Here is an 18,705-nt window from a genome sequence, read left to right on the forward strand (position 1 = left end):
AGGCTCAGGCCAACGTTTTCGCGGCGTCGTGAATCGCCGCGCGAATCCGTTGATAGGTCGCGCAACGGCAGAGGTTGCCGGCCATGGCAGCGTCGATGTCCGCATCCGTCGGCTTCTTTTTGGTGCGCAGCAGGCCCACCGCACTCATCATCTGGCCGCTCTGACAGTAGCCGCATTGGGCCACGTCGTGCTTGACCCAGGCATCGAGCACTGCCTTGCCGACCTTGTCGTCAGCGATATGCTCGGAGGTCGTGATTTGCTGACCCGCCACCGCGGAGATTGGCAGCACGCAGCTGCGTGTGGGCTGGCCGTTCAGGTGCACCGTGCAGGCACCGCACGATGCGACGCCACAGCCGAATTTCGTGCCGGTCAAACCGAGGTTGTCGCGCAACGCCCAGAGCAGCGGCGTCGACGGATCAGCATCAACTTCCACCGGTTTGCCGTTGATGTTCAACGTGACCATTGTGGGGTTCTCCTTGTGGGGCGTGAGAGGGGTCTTACCGTTATGAAGCCTCTGATACAGCGGGCCGGCGGTATGGACGGGGTGTATTAAAGCAGGTTCGTGTGGGTTTTGCTGGCGGCGGCTTCACATGGCGCGCGGCTCAGGAACTGTCTGAATTCGGCGCGGGCGGCTTGACAACGTCTGCCATCTCCCAGCATCATCGAAAAATGCACTCCCAGCAGACCACCCTCCTCACCGCTCAAGCCCGCACCCTCTCGTGCGTGCGCGGTCTGCTATCCGCTTCTCTACTACGCGTGTAAGCGCGTAGACCTCTCTTTCCCCCTCGTTCCGGTGTTTGACCGGTCCGTGCCCTGAGCGGCGGCGGGCCTTGTGTGTGGCGCAGTCTGTGCGCCGAATCGTTGGAGCCAATCATGCCCGCCTCGATCCTGCTTTCGCTACGACTACCGCTCGGTAGCCAGACCACGCGCCCGTGGCTGTCTGGCCGCCACACCCTCACCCCGACTCCCGCCACCCCGGACGCCGCCCGCGCGGTTGTCCCCGCTGTACATAACGCACGCAACCGATCTCGATCTCACAGGACTCACGCACCATGTTGAAGAATCCCGCCACCAAATACCGCCCCTTCCCCGCGATCGCTTTGGCCGATCGCACCTGGCCCAACAAGACCATCACCCGTGCCCCGATCTGGATGAGCACGGACCTGCGCGATGGCAACCAGGCCCTGTTCGAGCCCATGAACGCCGAGCGCAAGATGCGCATGTTCAAAATGCTCGTGCAGATCGGCTTCAAGGAAATCGAAGCCGCCTTCCCCGCCGCCTCCCAGACCGACTTTGACTTCGTGCGTGAGTTGATCGAGGGGGGACACATCCCCGACGACGTCACCATCGAAGTGCTCACGCAGGCGCGCGAAGACCTGATCCGCCGCACGATGGAATCGCTGCGCGGCGCGAAGAAAGCCATCATCCACGTCTACAACGCGACGGCGCCGGTGTTCCGCCGCACGGTGTTCAACACCGACCGCGACGGCGTCAAGCGCATTGCCGTGCAAAGCGCCAAGCTGATCCGCGAAATTGCGGAGTCGATGCCCGAGACGCAGTGGACGTACCAATACAGCCCCGAAGTCTTCAGCGGCACCGAACTGGAATTTGCGCTGGAGGTTTGCAACGCGGTGACGCAGGTGTGGGAGCCGACGCCGGAGCACAAGATCATCTTCAACCTGCCCGCCACGGTAGAGATGGCCACGCCCAACATCTATGCGGACCAGATCGAGTGGATGCACCGCAACCTGGCGCGCCGCGATTCGATCATCCTCTCCGTGCATCCGCACAATGACCGCGGCACTGCTGTCGCCGCCGCTGAACTGGCTGTGATGGCCGGCGCCGATCGCGTGGAAGGCTGCCTGTTCGGCAACGGTGAGCGCACCGGCAACGTGGACTTGGTCACCCTCGCGCTGAACCTGTACTCGCAGGGTGTGGATCCGGAGCTGGATTTCTCGCACATCAATGACGTGGCGCGTACCTGCGAAGACTGCACGCAACTGCCTGTGCATCCGCGCCATCCGTATGTGGGCGACTTGGTGTTCACGGCGTTCTCGGGCTCGCACCAGGATGCGATCAAGAAGGGCTTTGCGGTGCAGCAACCCGACGCGCTGTGGGAGATGCCTTATCTGCCGATCGACCCGGCTGACGTGGGCCGCACGTACGACTCGATCATTCGCGTGAACAGCCAGTCGGGCAAGGGCGGCATCGCGTATCTGCTGGAATCCGGCTATGGCGTGGCGATGCCGCGCCGCCTGCAGGTGGAGTTCAGTAGCACCGTGCAGCAATTGACCGACGAAAGCGGCCGCGAAGCCACCGGCGCAGACATCTGGGCGCTGTTCCAGCAAACGTACTTGCGCGGCGATGGCGCCATCGGCTACGTGTCGCACCGCCTGACCGAGCAGGATGACGGCAGCCAGCACATCCGCTTGGTGGTCAACATCGACGACCACGAGCACATCTGCGAAGGCACCGGCAACGGTCCGCTGGATGCGCTCGTGCATGCGCTGTCGCAGGTGCTGACGGCTCCTGTGTCAATCCATCACTACGAAGAGCGTGCGCTCGGTCAGGGTGCGAATGCCGATGCCATTGCCTTTGCAGAAATGGCGGCACCCGGCGTGGCAGGCAGCGTGTTTGGCGTAGGCGTGGATGCCAACCTGACGACAGCGTCGATCCGCGCGGTAGTGGGCGGCGTGAACCGCCTGATTGCACGTGCCGGCAAGGGCATGCTGCGTCGCGGCAATGCCGAGGCAGTGGTCGCCTGAGGTCAGAATCCGCACAGGTTCATCTCACGCAGCGGAGCGCCAGTTGCTAAATTGAATGGATGCGGCCCGGGAAGCGCTCGGGCCCATTCCTTCCGAAACGCAACCGCGTGCCATCCACTGCCACAGGAGAATCGACATGACCACTCGTCCGACCGCGAAAGACAATGCCAAGCGTTTTGCCAGTGTGATTCAGGCGTTGCAGGCTTGCGAGAACGCTTGCAATCATTGCGCGACGGAAAGCAGTAAGAACGGCCACGCCGCAGCCATGACGCGCTGCATCAACGTGTGTACAGACTGCGCGCAGTACTGCGGGGTCACACGTGCCTTTCTGGAACGCAACAGCGAATTCGCCGAGCTACTGCTGGAAGACTGCGCCGAGATCTGCAACCAATGCGCGGAAGAATGCGATCATCACAGCCAAGGCCATTGCAGTGCCTGCGCGACGGCGTGCCGTGCCTGCATGGACGCCTGCCTGAAGGTCGCCGGTGTTGAAGAAGCCACCGCCGAACCGACTGTCTTCTGACCCTCCCTCCAACGCGTATGAAAATTGGCGAGCTCGCCCAGCGCACGGGCATCAGCATCGAAACCATCCGCTTCTATGAAGCGCAAGGCCTGTTGCCCCCGCCGGCGCGCGCCGCCAACAACTACCGCGTCTATACGCCCGAGCACGCCGAGCAACTGGCCTTCATCGCGAAGTGCCGATCGCTCGACATGGCGCACACCGAGATCCGCCGCCTCCTCGAACTGCAGGCCAACCCGCAGGCCTCGTGCGAAGAGATCAACAAGCTGCTGGACGAACACCTGCGCCACGTCGAAGCGCGCATTGCCGAATTGACCGATCTCCGGCAACAGATCGAAGCCATCGGCCAGCGCTGCACCACAGCAGCTTCGGTGGCCGAATGCGGCGTGCTGCAATCGCTGCATGAAGAGCCGGCACCGGCCTCCAGCCACGGGCATAACCACGACCACGGGGACGCCGAACACGCGCATCGGCATATTCGTGGCGTGCATCGCTGACACCCTCCATTAGTCTCTATATCCCCAGCCGGACACGTCACTTTGACGTGCGCATTGACGTGCGATACTCGCCGCATTTCACAACACGTAGGTGGGGCGGATGAAGACGAAACCGGCAATGCATCTTCTGCATCGGCAACGCGTGACGCTCGGCGCCGCTGCGCTGGCAGCGACAGCTGCCGCACATGCGGCCACGCCTTCGCGCATCAGCGAGATCACGCTGTATCCGGATAGCGCGACGGTTGTGCGCACGGCCAGCGTTGGGGCGGGGGCGCGTGGCATTGAGCTGACCTGCCTGCCGATCACGTTCGACGCAGACAGCCTGCGCGTGGAGGCGGATAGCACCATTCGCGTGGGCGATATCCGCGTGGAAACCGTGCCCAGCGAAGGCAGCGGCTGCGCAAAGACAGCCCTGGAAACACAGATCCGAACCCTTCAAGACCAACGTGCAGCGCTAGGCGTGCAACTTCAGGCAAATGCCTTGTCGGCCAGCTATTTGAAAGCGGTGAGTGAGAACACCGGTGGCAACGGTCATGCGCCCATCGCGGATGTCTCCAAGCTCGGCCGCGCCACTGAAGCCCTGGCGCGCAACGCGCAGGAAGTCTTTACGCGTCAGGAGCAGTTGAAAAAACGCGACGCCGAATTGAAGGCGCAACTGGACGCGCTGCAGCAGACGCACGGTGCCGGCGCGACGACATTGCGCACAGCGCGGATTGCCGTGTCTGCGCCGCGCGGGGGCGAGTTGCGCATCAGCTACCAGACCTCGCGCGCGGGTTGGCGGCCGGCGTATCAGGCGAGCGTAGATTCCGTACGTTCGAACGTCATCGTTGAACGACAGGCCACACTCGCGCAATCGACCGGAGAGGATTGGCGGGGCGTGCGGCTGCGCTTGTCGACGGGTCAACCGCGTACTACGCCGCGCGGGCCTGAGCCGTATGCGTGGCAGTTGAGTATCCTGCAACCGCCATCCTCACCACCGGTCGCTCCTGCACCGATGCTTGCGCGGCCAGCCGCTCCGGCCGCCGAGGCAAAGGAAACCTCACGCTGGGGGCTAACGGGTAAAACAGATGACGCGCCGCTGTTCGACGTCACTGCCGTCCAGACCGCCTTCGCCACCGAGTTTGAACTGCCGGGCAACGTCGAGCTGCCGTCCGACGCGCAGAAGGTGACATACACCCTGGCCACCGAAACACTGCCCGCCAAGCTGGCCGCACGCAGCACGCCGCGCATCGACACGGCGGCTTATCTGATCGCTACGGTGGATCGCCCACCAGGCATCTGGCCTGCAGGCAACATGCAGTTGCGCCGCGATGGCGCTGTGGTTGGCACCACGCATTGGAATCCGGCAGGGGCCGATCAGAAAGTCACCCTGCCCTTTGGCCGCGATGATCTTGTCACCGTGGTTGTGGAAACACCCAAGACCTTCCAGCGCAGTGTCGGCCTGCTCGACAATCGCAACGAACGCCAGCTTGCGGCGCTGTACACGGTGCGCAACCGGCATCGCGACGCCATCGACGTGCAGATCCTGGAAGCCACGCCGGTCAGCCAATCCGACGATATCAAGGTGCGCACCACGTTCTCGCCAGAACCCGCCAAGCGCGACTGGGAACACCGCGCAGGCGTGATCGCGTGGGAGCAGACGATTGCGGCTGGCGAGAGCGCCCACTTCTCCGCCGACTACCTCATCACCTATCCGAAGGACGCGCGCGTCAGCGGCTTGCGCTAGGCGCGCGCCTTGCACGCGCGTCGACCTTGCTTGACCGTCAAACGCGCGTGCGCATTACCCGCAGCCCGTTGAACACCACCAGCAGGCTCGCGCCCACATCGGCAAAGATCGCCATCCACAGCGTGGCATCGCCCATCACGGCCAGCGCCAGAAACACCGCCTTGATACCCAACGCCAACACGATGTTCTGACGCAGCACGGCCACCGTGCGGCGGCTGATGCGGATGAAGCTGGCGAGCTTGCGCGGGTCGTCGTCCATGATGGCGACATCGGCCGCTTCCAGTGCGGTGGCGGTGCCGGCGGCTCCCATGGCGAAGCCGATGTTGGCGCGCGCCAGGGCCGGGGCGTCGTTGATGCCATCACCGACCATGCCGACAAAGCCGTGTTGTGCAGCGAGTTCAGCCACCACGCGCTGCTTGTCGGCGGGGAGCTGTTCGGCGTGCACGTTGTCGATGCCGACGGTCTTGGCGATGGCCTGTGCGGCGCGGCGGTCATCACCAGTGATCATGACGGGCTGTACGCCCAGCGCGCGCAGGTCGGCAATGGCTTGCGCGCTTTCTGCGCGTTCGCGGTCGCGTACGCCGAAGAGCGCCACGGCGCCATTCGCATCGCACAGCGTGACTGCAGACATGCCTTCGGCTTGCAGCAGTTCGACAGCAGCGCGCCAAGCTGGGGTATCGAAGCCGCGTTCTGCGACGAGCGCTGCATTGCCCAGGTGCCAGCGCACGCCCTTGAGCGCGCCTGCCACGCCGCGGCCCGGCAGCACTGATAAATCCTCTACCGCACCCGCATCGACCGCGCCATGCGCCGCAGCCGCCTGCACGAGGGCCACGGCAATCGGGTGCGTGGTGTTGGCGTCCAGCGCCGCAGCCACGGCGAGTGGGCGCAGGAAGACACCATCCGTCGCCGCATTCAGGTCGGACACCGCGCGGCGCGTGCCATCAGGCAGCACCACGGCATCCAGCACCGGGCGACCCGCCGTCAGCGTGCCGGTCTTGTCCAGCGCCAGCGCACGCAGACGGCGGCCGCTTTCCAGATAGACGCCGCCCTTCACCACGATGCCGCGCCGTGCGGCCGCAGCCAAACCGCTCACCACCGTGACCGGCGTGGAAATCACCAGCGCACACGGGCAGGCAATCACCAGCAGCACCAGCGCGCGATACGTCCACGCCAGCCAACCGTCGGCCGTGACCAGCGGGCCGATGACGGCGACTGCGAGCGCCAGCAACATCACCGCGGGCGTGTAGATGGACGAGAACTTGTCGACAAAGCGCTGTGTGGGCGCGCGCTGCGACTGCGCCTCCTGGATGGCTCCCGCGATGCGCGCGAGCGTGCTGTCGGCCGCCACCGCTGTGGCCTCGGCTTCCACGACGCCGTCGGTGACGATGGTGCCGGCGAGGATGGCGTCGCCGATGACCTTTTCCACCGGCAGGCTCTCGCCGGTGACGGGTGATTCGTCCAGCGCGGCGCGGCCGCTGACGATGTGTGCATCCACCGGGACGCGGCTACCCGTGCGCACCCGCAGACGCGCGCCGACGGCGACACTCTCGACCGCCACATCGCGCCAACCACCCGCGCCATCGGCCAACTCCGCGGTATCGGGCGCGATGGCGGTCAGCGCGCGAACGGCGTCGCGGGCGCGCACCAAGGCACGCGCTTCAATCGCTTCGGCCACGGCAAACAGGAAGATCACCATGGCCGCTTCGGCCCACTTGCCGATCAGCAGTGCGCCAATCACGGCCACCGCCATCAGAAAGTTGATGTTGAACGTGAACGCACGCAGGGCGATCCAGCCCTTGCGCAGTGTCGGCCCGCCGGCCAACGCAATGGACACGAGCGCCAACGCCAACACCGGCAGGGCATGATCTCCGAGCGACCACGCGATGGCCTCGGCGCCGAACGCAGCCACGCCACCGACGCCCAGCAGCCACGTGCGGCGCGAGATACCGGTGGGCGCAGAAACCGCCGCGACTGAACGGTCGTGTTCCTCGAGCACCTCGCCGTCCATGCCGATGGCGCGCAGGGCCTCCAGAAACGGCGTCACGTCGTCCACGGTGTGGTGGATGGTGAGGTGGCGCTCCAGCAGGTTGAAATCGAGCGCGACCACGCCGTCGGCATTGCCCAGCCTGGCGCGGATCATGCGCTCTTCGGTCGGGCAATCCATCTGCTCGATGCGGACCTTGGTGCGCCCCTTGGCGCGAGCGAGTGTCGCCGCATCAACAGGCGCGACCGCCTCATGTTCATGGCCGTGATCGTGGTCATGGTCATGGGCGTCGTGGTGGGTGTCCTTCGCAGCCGGGTGACTGTGGCCGCAGCAACCGCCACAACCGGAGGTTTCCGGCTTGGCAGCATGGTCGTGGACAGGCAGGGTGGAAGCGAGATCAGGTTTCATACCGCCATTCAAAACCCTGAAGAAGCTTCAGGGTCAAGTCCACACGCCGGAGACTGCTGAGTGGCTTTTATCCAATTACTCGCACAATCCATCCAAATATTCTGTTTTACAGGCAGATCGCGGCCTCCTACAGTCCTCCGTAAATCCCGCTAACAGGGATTCCGAATCTAAAACTCGGAGGAGACCATGCTCGCACTGCTCGGGCTGCTGACCATCGTCGCGCTGTTTATCGTCATCCTGACGAAGCGCATGTCGCCGTTGGTTGCGCTCATCGCCATTCCCGTCATCGCCGCGCTAGGGGGCGGCTTCGGGCTCAACACCAGCAAGTTCATCATCGGCGGCATCAAGGATGTGGCGCCCGTGGCGGGGATGTTCATCTTCGCCATCCTGTACTTCGGCATCGTCACGGACGCCGGCATGCTGGACCCGATCATCGACCGCATCCTGCGCACCGTGGGCTGCCGGCCGCCGCGCATCGTGGTGGGTTCGGCGCTGCTGGCGCTGTTGATTCACCTGGATGGTTCGGGGGCGGTGGCATTCCTCATCACCATTCCGGCCATGCTGCCACTGTACGACCGGCTCGGCATGGACCGCCGCATCCTGGCGTGCGTAACCTCGATGGCGTGCGGCGTGAACTTCCTGCCGTGGACGGGGCCGATGATCCGCGCCTCGGCCTCGTTGCATATGCCGGTGACGGACATCTTCAACCCGCTGATCCCGGTGCAGATCGCGGGGCTCGTCTTCGTGTTCGCATGCGCGTGGCTGCTGGGCAAGCGTGAAGAGAAACGCCTGGGCCTTGCCAACCACGCCGGCGGCGCGCAAGTCGTCGCGCGCCCGCTCACGGATGCTGAACAGGCGCTGCGCCGCCCGCGCAATTTCTGGATCAACCTCATCCTCACCGTCGTCGTGATGGGCGTGATGGTGAGTGGCAAGGTCGACCCGGTGGTGATGTTCATGCTGGGCGTGGTGGCCGCGCTGCTCATCAACTACCCGAACGTCGATCAGCAACGGCAGCGCGTGGATGCCCATGCCAAGGCTGCGCTGATGATGGCGAGCATCCTGCTGGCGGCAGGCGTGTTCACCGGCATCATGAGCAAGTCCGGCATGCTGACTGCGATGGCGAAGACGGCGGTCGATTTCATCCCGCCCGGTATGGCGCACCACATTCCAGTGGTGCTGGGCGTGCTGTCGATGCCGCTGTCGCTGCTGTTCGATCCGGATTCGTTCTACTTTGGCGTGCTGCCGGTGGTGGCAGAGGCATCGAAGATGCTGGGCGTGGCGCCTGTGCACGTGGCGCAGGCCGCTGTGCTCGGCCAGATGACGACCGGCTTCCCGGTCAGCCCGCTCACACCCGCAACTTTCCTCGTGGTCGGCCTGTGCGGCATCGAGCTGGCGGACCACCAGAAATTCTCGATCCCCTTCCTGTTCGGTGCCTCGCTGCTGATGACAGTAGTAGCCGTGGTGCTGGGCGTGCTTCCGTGGTGATGGCATGAAAAAACTACGCATCGGCGGCGGCGCCGGGTATTCGGGCGACCGCATTGAACCAGCGCTCGAACTCGCAGAGCACGGCGACATCGACGTGCTGATGTTCGAATGCCTGGCCGAGCGCACCATCGCACTCGCGCAGCAGGTGCGCCGCAAAGACCCTGCGCACGGCTACGACCCGCTGCTCGAAGCGCGCATGCGTGCGGTGTTGCCGGCCTGCGCGGCACGCGGCATCCGCATCGTCACCAACATGGGTGCGGCCAACCCGCAGGCCGCAGCCGAACGCACGCGCGACATCGCCCGTGAGCTCGGCCTCAAGCTGCACGTGGCGGCCGTCACCGGCGACGATGTGTTCGACCTGCTGCAAGCGCGCGGCCACGACTTCACGCTGATGGACGGCGGTGCACCTGTCGCCTTGCTGGGCGCGCGCATGGTGTCGGCCAACGCATACCTCGGCGCGCAGGGCATCGTCGATGCGTTGGCGCAAGGTGCAGACGTTGTCATCACCGGGCGCGTAGCGGATCCGGCGCTGGCGCTCGGGCCGCTCATCCACGCCTTCGGATGGCGCATGGACGACTGGCACCGCCTGGGCTGCGGCACGCTGGCCGGGCACCTGCTCGAGTGCGCGGGGCAGATCACGGGCGGCTACTTTGCCGATCCCGGCATCAAGGACGTCCCCGATCTCGCACGGCTTGGCTTTCCCATCGGAGAGGTGGGCGAGGACGGCTCGGTGCTGATCACGAAGGTGGCCACGGCTGGCGGCATCGTCACCGAGGCGACGTGCAAGGAGCAGTTGCTGTACGAGATTCACGACCCGGCGCGTTACCTCACGCCCGATGTCGTGGCGGATTTTTCCAACGTGCACATGCGCACCGCTGGCAAGGACCGCGTCGTCATCGAAGGCGCCACCGGCACACTGCGCACAAATCAACTGAAGGTCTCGATCGGCTATCTCGACAGCTATATCGGCGAGGGCCAGATCAGCTACGCCGGCCCCAATGCCGTGGCGCGCGGCAAGCTCGCGCTAGACATCGTGCGTGAACGGCTGGCGCTCACAGGCGTGCAGATGACGGAAACACGCTTCGAGTTGATCGGCGTGGATGCGCTGCACGGCACAGCCCTGTCCCGCACGAATGCCGAGCCGTACGAAGTGCGCGTTCGCGTGGCCGCCCGCACCGAATCGATGGCCGAAGCCATCCGCATCGGCAACGAGGTCGAAACACTGCTAACGTGCGGCCCCTCCGGCGGCGGCGGCGCCACCAAGAACGCGCGCGAAGTCATCGCCGTGGCATCCACGTTGATCCCCGCTGAGCTAGCCCCGCACGCCGTGAACATTCTGGAGAGCTGACATGACAAGCACACTCCGCGACCTCGCCCACACCCGCGCCGGCGACAAGGGCGACATCTCGTGCATCTCCGTGATCGCCCATCGTCTAGAAGACTTTGCCGTGCTGGAGCAACACGTCACGGCCGAGCGCGTGCGCTCGCATTTCGCTGAACTCGTCGCCGGCCATGTCGAACGCTACGTGCTGCCGCAACTGGGCGCGCTGAACTTCGTGCTGCACGGCGCGCTCGCTGGCGGCGTAACACGCTCGCTGGCGCTGGATGCGCACGGCAAATCGCTGTCGAGCGCGCTGCTGACGCTGGAGATTCCAGCGCTGGTTCCGAGATAAGCTGACGGCCGACTCGTCGGCATGCCTATGAACCTCTCCGTCAAGCAACTCCGCGCCTTTGCCGCGCTGCGCGAGCACAAGAACTTCACGCAAGCGGCGCAGACCTGTCACCTGTCGCAATCGGCCTTCAGTGCGCTGATCCAGAATCTGGAAGCCGACGCAGGCGTGCGTCTGTTCGACCGCAACACACGCCATGTTGAACTCACGCCCGAAGGCGAAGCCTTTGCTGAGTCGGCGCTGCGCCTGTTGGCCGATTTCGAGGCGACATTTGCGGAGTTGCGCGACCGTGCCGCTGCACGCACCGGCCGCGTAACGGTGGCCGCGCTACCTTCCATTGCGGCGGGCATCCTGCCCGGCGTGCTGGCGGCATTCTCCGCGCAGCACCCAGGCATTCAACTCGCATTGCACGACCAGTTGTCCGACCCGTGCATCGACATGGTCCGGCGTGGCGCGGCCGACTTTGCCATCGCCGCCATGGGCGCAGACATGGCGGGGCTCAGTGCCCAGCCGTTCTGCGCGGACGACTTCCACCTCGTCTGCCACCGTGCGCATCCGTTGGCGAATCAGCCTTCGGTTGATGTCAGCGATCTGGTGGACGTGCCGTTCATCCACCTCGCGCGCAACACAAGCATCCGGCAGTATCTCGATGCCGCGCTGCACCCCACCAAATTGCGCAGCGGGATGGAGGTGGAGCATCTGGCCACGGCGGCCGCGCTGGTCGCCGCGAACCTCGGCATCAGCGTGATTCCGACGCTGGCGTTGTTTCAGTTTCGCCTGCCGGAGCTGGTGGTGCGGCCGCTGCCGTTGCCGGGGCTGGTGCGCACGCTGTATGTGATCCGGCGCGATGGACGTAGCCTCTCGGTCGCGGCGCAAGCGTTGCTCGACCTGCTGCTTGCGCACCCCGCACATACGGGCGCGTAATCGGTTTGACCTGGTGCGGTTCGACATGGCGCGGTTTGACCCGGCGCAACCCGGCATCATCCCGGGTGCAGCACGCCCGACCTGCGCTGCTACAGTGAGGCCATTCCCATTCCAATCTTGTGGAGCGCCCATGCATCAACGCATTCTTGCCGCCTTTGATGGCACCCACGAAGCCCACCTGGCAGTCGAAGAAGCCGCCGCGCTTGCGCGCGCGTTCCACGGCAGCGTGCGCGTGGTCTGGGCGATCGGCTCGCCCGCCATGCCGGAGTCACGCGAAATCTACAGCGTCGACAAGCTGCGCGAAGAAGCCCATCGAACCGCCAGCGCCTCGCTGGTCGAACTGCAAAGCGAACTCGATGCCAGCGGCACCACCGCCGAAACCGGCATCCTCATGCTCGACGCCACCGACGACGACATCGGCAGCGCGCTCGAACACGAGGCCGTGCGCTGGCAGGCAGACACCATCGTCGTCGGCTCGCAGGGCAAGCACGGGCTCGCCCGCATCCTGCTGGGCAGCGTAGCCGAACGCACGGTCAAGCTGTCGCACCGCACTGTCATCGTGGTACGTGCACCGCACCCGGAACACGCTGCCAGCTGACATCGCCAGAAGTCGAGCCCCTCCACTATGCAACTTGTTGCATAGATTTGAACGACTGTGCTATGTTGCCCCCACGTTAATGCAATCCATTGCACTTTCTGCTCAGGAGCCAGCATGTCGCAGCCTGCAGTTCAGCCGGTCCCCAAGACTCTCAACGCCGCCGCCCAAGCCACGCTTGATGCTTGGCATGCCATGCTGGACAGCGGCAACATGGACGACCTTGATGGCCTGTTCGCCGACGAAGTCGTCTTCCGCTCGCCCGTCGCGCACACGCCCTACCCTGGCCGCACGGCTACCACGCTGGTGCTGCGCACCGTCAACACCGTCTTTGAAGACTTTGAATACCACCGCAGCTTTGCCACCGACGATGGCGCGAGCGTGGTGCTCGAATTCAGCGCCAACGTGAGCGGCAAAGCGCTCAAGGGCATCGACATGATCCGCTTCAACGCCGATGGCAAGATCGTCGAGTTCGAAGTCATGGTCCGCCCGGCGACTGGCCTGCAAGCACTCGGCGCCGCCATGGGCGCCAAGCTGGGCGACAAGATCGGTTTGCTCAAGGCCGGCGCCTGAGCCTCGCCCCATTCCCCTTTTCTGATTCCCAAACAAGTCCAACGGAGACCGCCATGTCGCTGCCGCCGATTCTGCAAAACCGCCTGTCCGTGCCCGTGGTGGGCTCGCCGCTGTTCATCATTTCCAACCCCGACCTCGTGATCGCCCAGTGCAAGGCAGGCGTGGTCGGTTCGTTCCCGGCGCTCAATGCGCGCCCTGCCGAGCTGCTGGAAACCTGGCTGCAGCGCATCACCACCGAGCTGGCCGAATACGACGCGCAGCACCCGGACAAGCCCTCGGCGCCGTTTGCCGTCAACCAGATCGTGCACAAGTCGAACGACCGCCTCGAGCACGACCTGGCGCTGTGCGTGAAGTACAAGGTGCCCATCGTCATCACCTCGCTGGGCGCGCGTGAAGACGTGAACCAGGCGGTGCACAGCTACGGCGGCATCGTGCTGCACGACGTGATCAACAATAAGTTTGCCAAGAAGGCGATCGAAAAAGGCGCGGATGGCCTGATCGCGGTGGCTGCGGGTGCGGGTGGCCACGCGGGCACGACCTCGCCGTTTGCGCTGATCCACGAGATTCGTGAATGGTTCGATGGCCCGCTGCTGCTGTCGGGCGCGATTGCCAACGGCAATGCCATTCTGGCGGCGCTGGCCGCTGGTGCGGACCTGGCTTACATCGGGTCGGCCTTCATCGCCACGGAAGAGGCCAACGCGATTGAGGGCTACAAGCAGGCCATCGTGGAATCCACCGCCAGCGACATCGTCTACACGAACCTGTTCACGGGCGTGCACGGCAACTACCTGCGCAAGAGTATCGAAAGCGCGGGCCTGGACCCGGAAGCCCTGCCGGAATCGGACCCGAGCAAGATGAACTTCGGCTCGGGCGGCGGCGCCAAGGCCAAGGCGTGGAAGGACATCTGGGGTGCCGGCCAGGGCGTGGGCGCGGTCAAGCGCGTGGTGCCGGCGGCAGAACTCGTCAAGCGCTTTGCCGAGGAGTTCGAGGTGGCGCGTCGTCGCCTGAACAGCATCGAGGCACTGCGTGCCCCGGCGGGTGACAAGGCGACGGCCTAAGTCATATTCAGTCTTAAGCGGTAACAGGGGCTGGCTCCAGCAACGGCAGCACATCGTCTGCCCACGCGAGCCAGCCTTCTTCGTAAACCATGCCGCGCTGGAGCACCGCGAGTTGCAGCCGCTGCGCACGCGTGAGTTCCGCGCCGGAAAAATCGCGCTGCTCGATCTCGCGGAAGGTGTTCAGGCGCGTCCGATGCTGTTCGATCAGGCGCTGCATCTCGTCGGCAAAACCGAGTGGGCCGATCACCGCTTCGGCACGCAGCTTCACCAGCACTTCTTCGCGGTTGTCCGACGACACGGTCGGCTCCAGCACCCAGCGCGCGAGTTCTTCGCGGCCCGGCGGCAGCACGGTGTAGGTCTTCTTGCGGCCGTCTTCCTCTTCTTCCACGCTCACCCAGCCGGCCTCGGCCATGCGGCCCAGCTCGCGGTAGATCTGCTGGTGCGTGGCGCTCCAGAAATAGCCCATGGACTTGTCAAAGCGGCGGGCGAGTTCATAGCCCGATGAGGGCTTTTCAAGCAGGGAAGTCAGAAGAGCGTGCTGGATCGACATAAGCAGGAAGTGACATAGGCCTCGGTTTGCCATCATACCGAGCAATCGCCCGGTAATGAGCCGTAGCTTGGGTCTCGGGTCGATCCCGCACTCAGCGCTGGGCCGCGCCCAAATCGGTGATCGCGCTATAGACCAGCGTGCGCAGCTGCCGGCGCACCGGGTACGCGGATGACGGCAAGACCTGCGTGAAGAACAGTCCGATCAGGTCTTCCTTCGGGTCCACCCAGAAGAACGTGCCGGCCGCGCCGCCCCAGAAAAAGTCGCCGGTGCTGCCAGGGATGAGCGTGGCTGCCTGCGAAATCGTGGTGGCGAAGCCGAGCCCGAACCCGACGCCGTCGTAGGCCGCCTCGCTGAACATCGAGCGCGGCGACAGGGTCGATATGTCGACCCCGCCCGGCAGATGGTTGGCGGTCATCAGCGCCAGCGTTTTGGGGCCGAGCAGGCGCACGCCATCCAGCTCGCCGCCTTGCAGCAGCATGCGCGCAAAGCGCAGGTAGTCCGCCGCGGTGGAGACCAGCCCTCCTCCGCCCGAAACAAAGCTGGGGCGCTTCAGATAGACGCTGGTACGCGGGTCGTCTTGCAAGACCGGTTGATCCGATACCGCCGTCGAGCCGAGCGACCCGACGGCGTAGCAAGCGCAGAAGCGCGAGGCCTTGTCCTCCGGCACGTAGAACGCCGTATCGCCCATCCCCAGCGGATCAAAGATCCGTTCCTTCAGAAAGGTCTCGAACGGCACGCCGCTGATCTTGCCGACGAGGTAGCCGAGCACATCGGTGGAAACCGAGTAGTTCCACGCCTCGCCCGGTGAGAACTCCAGCGGCAGACCCGCCAGCTTTTCGATCATCTCGTCCAGCGTTCCGTTGAGGTCGGCACCGCCCAGCTTCAGTTGCCGATACGCCGCGTCGACATTCGTATTCTGGTGGAAGCCGTACGTCAGGCCGGAGGTGTGGCGCAGCAGGTCGACCATGCGCATCGGTCGCGCGGTCGGGCGCGTCTGGAAACCGGCCATGAAGCCGCCGGTAAACACGCCCAGGGTTTCCCACGCAGGGATGTACTTGCTGACCGGATCATCCAGTGCGACCTTGCATTCCTCCACCAGCATCATGAACGCCACCGAGGTGATCGGCTTGGTCATCGAGTAGATGCGGAAGATCGAATCTTCGGCCAGCGGCACCTGGCGCTCGCGGTCAGCCCAGCCCTGCACGGCATTCACGACCCGCTCGCCGCGCCGCCACACCTGCGTGAGCGCGCCGGGCAGCTTGCCGGTCGCAACATACGCGTCATGGATGAAACGATCGACCCGTTGGAGCCGTTCGTGAGACATGCCCTGCGTTTGCCTACAGTGCTGTTCCATGCTTGCTCCTTGCATTCACGACACTTCGATCTGGTGTGCGGCACGCCGACCACGCCTGCCGTTCTGGCGACATTGTGGCAGGTGCCACTCGCGGCGCAAACCATGCGTCCGTACGGCGTGACTGTGCTTCAATGCGGTTCGCCTGCAACACCGCCTCAACATGAAGCGCTTCGACGATCTCTACCTCTTCACACGCGTGGTGGAAGCCGGTGGCTTTTCTGCCGCCGAGCGTGCCACGGGCATCCCCAAATCCCGCCTGAGCCGACGCATTGCCGAGTTGGAAACGCAGCTCGGCACGCGCTTGCTGCAACGCTCGAGCCATCGCGTGTCCGTCACGCCCGTGGGCGAGGCGGTGTATCGGCATGCACGCGACATGGCCGATGCATCTGCAGCCATTGAAGCGCTGGCCGGTGCAGCGCGCAGTGAGCCGGCGGGAGTGCTGCGCGTTGGCACCTCGCCCTTGCTGGCGGAGACGCCGGTCGCCGGCTGGCTGGCGGAATTTGCCGACGCCCACCCCAAGCTGCGCATTGAGCTGGATCTGTCCAACAACTATGTCGACCTGATCGAGCAGCGCATTGACGTGGCCATCCGCGCCGCCACCGGGCCGCTGCCCTCGCGGGATGTGGTGGCGCGCCCTCTGGCCGTATCGCCACGCGTGCTGGTGGGCAGCCCCACGTTGATCGCGCGCGTGGGTGAGCCCGTCACGCCGGCAGCGCTCGAAGACCTGCCCTGCCTGGGCCAGGGCACGCTCGCCCGCAGCCGCGATTGGGTGTTGCACGACCGGCACGGCCATCGGCTGGCGCTGCCGATTCGGCCGCGTTTTGCCACCGACAACATCCTCGCCCTGCGTGAAGCGGCCATCGCCGGCTTGGGCTTTGCCGTGCTCCCCCAGCACTGCTGCCATGAGGCGCTGCTCGATGGCCGCTTGCGCACCGCATTGCCCGGCTGGACGCCCGAGCCCGCAGACCTGCACGCGCTGTACCCGTCGCGCGCCGGTGTGCCGCCATCCGTAAAAGCGCTCATCGCGTTCCTGCGCGAGCGCTTTACGCAAGAACCGACCATGAAAGCGCTCGGCTGATTCGCGCAACGAAACCAATAAAAGTGCGTCTACACGGTTACATGAAATTTTTCCATTGCATGCATCCCGATTCGTCATGCAAAACGGGCACGCCGTCTGACGTGCCCGTGTGGGAAGGATGCTGCGGGAAGCGCTCAGAACCTGTTCACGATCCGTAGCGAGCGGCCCTCAGCGGGGTGAAGAGCGGCGCAGGAACCAGAATGGACTCAAGTACATGAGGATTCCGAGCAGCGCATGAGCCCCCGCATATGCCCCACTCGGGGCCGCGCAGTAGGATCGTGAACAGGTTCTCAGGCCAGTCGTTCAAGCGCCTGCGTAGCGATACGGCGGGTGATGGCTTCAGCAGAGTCTTCCGTCGCCAGTTGACCGGCTTGGCCTGACCACAGGTTGATGAAGTCGCCCGAGCCCGTCGGCTCCGTCTTGGCGCGCAACGGGGCGAGCGCGCCGCCCGCCGTTGGGAAAGCCGGGGCGAACGCGCTCATCGGGCCGATCTCCCGCATCAGGCGGTTGACGATGCCGCGCGCCGGGCGGCCGGTGAACAGGTTGGTCAGCGCGGTATCGGCGTCGGTTGCGCGCTTGAGCGCGGCACGATGGATGGCCGAAGTTTTCGCCTCTGGCGAGAGCATGTAAGCGGTGCCGATCTGCACGGCAGATGCGCCCAACGCAAGCGCCGCCACCAAGCCGCGTGCGTCGCCAATTCCACCAGCCGCGATGATGGGCACCCGCACCGCATCTGCTACCTGCGGCACCAGTGCGAACGTGCCGACCTGCGATTCAATCGTCTTGGCGAGGAACATGCCGCGATGGCCACCCGCCTCGTTGCCCATGGCGATGATGGCATCCACGCCGCGCGCTTCCAGCCAGCGCGCTTCTTCCACCGTGGTGGCCGCGGAGATGATTTTCGCGCCCGCGGCCTTCACGCGCGCCTGCAGTTCCGGCGCCGGCAAGCCAAAGTGAAAGCTCACCACCTCGGGCTTGAGTTCTTCCACCAGCGCGCAGGTGGTTTCATCAAACGGCGTGCGGTTGGCGGCCGGCGCCTGCGCGTTCGGGTCGATGCCGAATTCTGCGTAGTACGGCGCCAGATGCGCGCGCCATTTGGCCTCCCGCTCCGGGTCAGGCTGGGGCGGCGTGTGGCAGAAGAAGTTCAGGTTGATGGGGCCGCGCACGGCAGCACGAAATTGCTCAACCTGCTGGCGGATCTGCTCGGCATTGAGCATCGCGCACGGCAGAGACCCAAGGCCGCCGCCGCGCGCCACGGCAATCGCCAACTCCACCCCGGCCACGCCGGCCATCGGCCCCAGCACGATGGGCACGTCGATGTTGAACAGCTCCAGCACGCGGGCATCAGGCCATGCGCTCATGATTGTCTCCAGCAAAGTCGGGATGCATTCATGGTAATGCGGCGCACCCTGCGCAAGATTCCTCAGGGGACGATGGGGCTTTTCCCGTAACCTACATATTCAATTTTCTCCAGTTACAATCGGCGCATTGCGACAACCCGCCCCACCGTGCCACCGC

Annotated in this window: 17 protein-coding genes; 12 read left to right on the plus strand and 5 right to left on the minus strand. The window is 64.9% G+C overall.

Annotated elements, in window-relative coordinates:
* Positions 1 to 4: 4 nt before the first annotated feature.
* Positions 5 to 463: a (2Fe-2S)-binding protein gene (locus tag AB0305_RS00885; RefSeq protein ID WP_366170553.1), complete on the minus strand. Its 459-nt coding sequence runs from the start codon at positions 461 to 463 to the stop codon at positions 5 to 7.
* Between the two features lie 589 nt (positions 464 to 1,052).
* Here AB0305_RS00885 and leuA point away from each other — a divergent pair.
* The 4 genes from leuA to AB0305_RS00905 all read left to right on the plus strand — a co-directional run bounded on the left by leuA (position 1,053) and on the right by AB0305_RS00905 (position 5,508).
* A complete protein-coding gene (leuA, locus tag AB0305_RS00890; protein ID WP_366170555.1) occupies positions 1,053 to 2,765 on the plus strand; it encodes a 2-isopropylmalate synthase in 1,713 nt (570 codons plus the stop codon).
* 136 nt (positions 2,766 to 2,901) lie between these two features.
* Positions 2,902 to 3,288, plus strand: a complete 387-nt coding sequence (locus AB0305_RS00895; protein ID WP_366170557.1) for a four-helix bundle copper-binding protein — start codon at positions 2,902 to 2,904, stop codon at positions 3,286 to 3,288.
* A 17-nt stretch (positions 3,289 to 3,305) separates the two neighbouring features.
* Positions 3,306 to 3,782: a Cd(II)/Pb(II)-responsive transcriptional regulator gene (gene cadR / locus AB0305_RS00900; protein ID WP_366170559.1), complete on the plus strand. Its 477-nt coding sequence runs from the start codon at positions 3,306 to 3,308 to the stop codon at positions 3,780 to 3,782.
* A gap of 100 nt (positions 3,783 to 3,882) precedes the next feature.
* A complete protein-coding gene (locus tag AB0305_RS00905) occupies positions 3,883 to 5,508 on the plus strand; it encodes a mucoidy inhibitor MuiA family protein (protein ID WP_366170561.1) in 1,626 nt (541 codons plus the stop codon).
* A gap of 37 nt (positions 5,509 to 5,545) precedes the next feature.
* Here AB0305_RS00905 and AB0305_RS00910 read toward each other — a convergent pair whose 3' ends face one another.
* Positions 5,546 to 7,900, minus strand: coding sequence for a cation-translocating P-type ATPase (locus AB0305_RS00910; RefSeq protein WP_366170563.1), 2,355 nt, complete (start codon positions 7,898 to 7,900; stop codon positions 5,546 to 5,548).
* A gap of 186 nt (positions 7,901 to 8,086) precedes the next feature.
* Here AB0305_RS00910 and AB0305_RS00915 point away from each other — a divergent pair, with 186 nt between their 5' ends.
* The 7 genes from AB0305_RS00915 to AB0305_RS00945 all read left to right on the plus strand — a co-directional run bounded on the left by AB0305_RS00915 (position 8,087) and on the right by AB0305_RS00945 (position 14,205).
* Positions 8,087 to 9,385 carry a citrate:proton symporter gene (locus AB0305_RS00915; RefSeq protein WP_366170565.1) on the plus strand — a complete coding sequence of 433 codons (1,299 nt, stop codon included), beginning with the start codon at positions 8,087 to 8,089 and terminating at the stop codon, positions 9,383 to 9,385.
* Between the two features lie 4 nt (positions 9,386 to 9,389).
* The gene (locus AB0305_RS00920) at positions 9,390 to 10,733 is read left to right on the plus strand and encodes an acyclic terpene utilization AtuA family protein (RefSeq protein WP_366170567.1); all 1,344 of its coding nucleotides are present in this window, start codon (positions 9,390 to 9,392) and stop codon (positions 10,731 to 10,733) included.
* A gap of 1 nt (position 10,734) precedes the next feature.
* Positions 10,735 to 11,058 (plus strand): hypothetical protein, encoded by a 324-nt coding sequence (locus tag AB0305_RS00925; RefSeq protein WP_366170569.1) that lies wholly within the window; start codon positions 10,735 to 10,737, stop codon positions 11,056 to 11,058.
* A 21-nt stretch (positions 11,059 to 11,079) separates the two neighbouring features.
* Complete coding sequence (locus AB0305_RS00930; protein WP_366170571.1) at positions 11,080 to 11,979, plus strand: LysR family transcriptional regulator; 900 nt, start codon at positions 11,080 to 11,082, stop codon at positions 11,977 to 11,979.
* A gap of 130 nt (positions 11,980 to 12,109) precedes the next feature.
* Positions 12,110 to 12,577, plus strand: a complete 468-nt coding sequence (locus tag AB0305_RS00935) for a universal stress protein (RefSeq protein WP_366170573.1) — start codon at positions 12,110 to 12,112, stop codon at positions 12,575 to 12,577.
* Between the two features lie 114 nt (positions 12,578 to 12,691).
* Positions 12,692 to 13,147 carry a nuclear transport factor 2 family protein gene (locus AB0305_RS00940; RefSeq protein WP_366170575.1) on the plus strand — a complete coding sequence of 152 codons (456 nt, stop codon included), beginning with the start codon at positions 12,692 to 12,694 and terminating at the stop codon, positions 13,145 to 13,147.
* Positions 13,148 to 13,200: 53 nt separating this feature from the next.
* Complete coding sequence (locus AB0305_RS00945) at positions 13,201 to 14,205, plus strand: nitronate monooxygenase family protein (RefSeq protein WP_366170577.1); 1,005 nt, start codon at positions 13,201 to 13,203, stop codon at positions 14,203 to 14,205.
* Positions 14,206 to 14,218: 13 nt separating this feature from the next.
* On the opposite strand, the gene AB0305_RS00950 is transcribed toward AB0305_RS00945, so the two are convergent.
* The gene (locus AB0305_RS00950; RefSeq protein WP_366170579.1) at positions 14,219 to 14,755 is read right to left on the minus strand and encodes a PadR family transcriptional regulator; all 537 of its coding nucleotides are present in this window, start codon (positions 14,753 to 14,755) and stop codon (positions 14,219 to 14,221) included.
* A gap of 91 nt (positions 14,756 to 14,846) precedes the next feature.
* A complete protein-coding gene (locus AB0305_RS00955) occupies positions 14,847 to 16,109 on the minus strand; it encodes a serine hydrolase domain-containing protein (protein ID WP_366170581.1) in 1,263 nt (420 codons plus the stop codon).
* Positions 16,110 to 16,269: 160 nt separating this feature from the next.
* Here AB0305_RS00955 and AB0305_RS00960 point away from each other — a divergent pair, with 160 nt between their 5' ends.
* Entirely contained in the window at positions 16,270 to 17,187 is a 918-nt protein-coding gene (locus AB0305_RS00960; protein WP_366170583.1) for a LysR family transcriptional regulator, read from the plus strand.
* Between the two features lie 290 nt (positions 17,188 to 17,477).
* Here AB0305_RS00960 and AB0305_RS00965 read toward each other — a convergent pair whose 3' ends face one another.
* Positions 17,478 to 18,548 (minus strand): nitronate monooxygenase family protein, encoded by a 1,071-nt coding sequence (locus tag AB0305_RS00965; RefSeq protein ID WP_366170585.1) that lies wholly within the window; start codon positions 18,546 to 18,548, stop codon positions 17,478 to 17,480.
* Between the last annotated feature and the right edge of the window lie 157 nt (positions 18,549 to 18,705).

The organism is Arthrobacter sp. NPDC080086 (assembly GCF_040702285.1).

Coding starts and splice junctions, on each gene's coding strand:
- AB0305_RS00910 (WP_366170563.1), bottom strand. CDS start 7,900: ATGAAACCTGATCTCGCTTCCACCCTGCCTGTCCACGACCATGCTGCC.
- cadR (WP_366170559.1), top strand. CDS start 3,306: ATGAAAATTGGCGAGCTCGCCCAGCGCACGGGCATCAGCATCGAAACC.
- AB0305_RS00920 (WP_366170567.1), top strand. CDS start 9,390: ATGAAAAAACTACGCATCGGCGGCGGCGCCGGGTATTCGGGCGACCGC.
- AB0305_RS00950 (WP_366170579.1), bottom strand. CDS start 14,755: ATGTCGATCCAGCACGCTCTTCTGACTTCCCTGCTTGAAAAGCCCTCA.
- AB0305_RS00940 (WP_366170575.1), top strand. CDS start 12,692: ATGTCGCAGCCTGCAGTTCAGCCGGTCCCCAAGACTCTCAACGCCGCC.
- AB0305_RS00945 (WP_366170577.1), top strand. CDS start 13,201: ATGTCGCTGCCGCCGATTCTGCAAAACCGCCTGTCCGTGCCCGTGGTG.
- AB0305_RS00955 (WP_366170581.1), bottom strand. CDS start 16,109: ATGGAACAGCACTGTAGGCAAACGCAGGGCATGTCTCACGAACGGCTC.
- AB0305_RS00930 (WP_366170571.1), top strand. CDS start 11,080: ATGCCTATGAACCTCTCCGTCAAGCAACTCCGCGCCTTTGCCGCGCTG.
- AB0305_RS00885 (WP_366170553.1), bottom strand. CDS start 463: ATGGTCACGTTGAACATCAACGGCAAACCGGTGGAAGTTGATGCTGAT.
- AB0305_RS00915 (WP_366170565.1), top strand. CDS start 8,087: ATGCTCGCACTGCTCGGGCTGCTGACCATCGTCGCGCTGTTTATCGTC.
- AB0305_RS00935 (WP_366170573.1), top strand. CDS start 12,110: ATGCATCAACGCATTCTTGCCGCCTTTGATGGCACCCACGAAGCCCAC.
- AB0305_RS00925 (WP_366170569.1), top strand. CDS start 10,735: ATGACAAGCACACTCCGCGACCTCGCCCACACCCGCGCCGGCGACAAG.
- leuA (WP_366170555.1), top strand. CDS start 1,053: ATGTTGAAGAATCCCGCCACCAAATACCGCCCCTTCCCCGCGATCGCT.
- AB0305_RS00905 (WP_366170561.1), top strand. CDS start 3,883: ATGAAGACGAAACCGGCAATGCATCTTCTGCATCGGCAACGCGTGACG.
- AB0305_RS00965 (WP_366170585.1), bottom strand. CDS start 18,548: ATGAGCGCATGGCCTGATGCCCGCGTGCTGGAGCTGTTCAACATCGAC.
- AB0305_RS00960 (WP_366170583.1), top strand. CDS start 16,270: ATGAAGCGCTTCGACGATCTCTACCTCTTCACACGCGTGGTGGAAGCC.
- AB0305_RS00895 (WP_366170557.1), top strand. CDS start 2,902: ATGACCACTCGTCCGACCGCGAAAGACAATGCCAAGCGTTTTGCCAGT.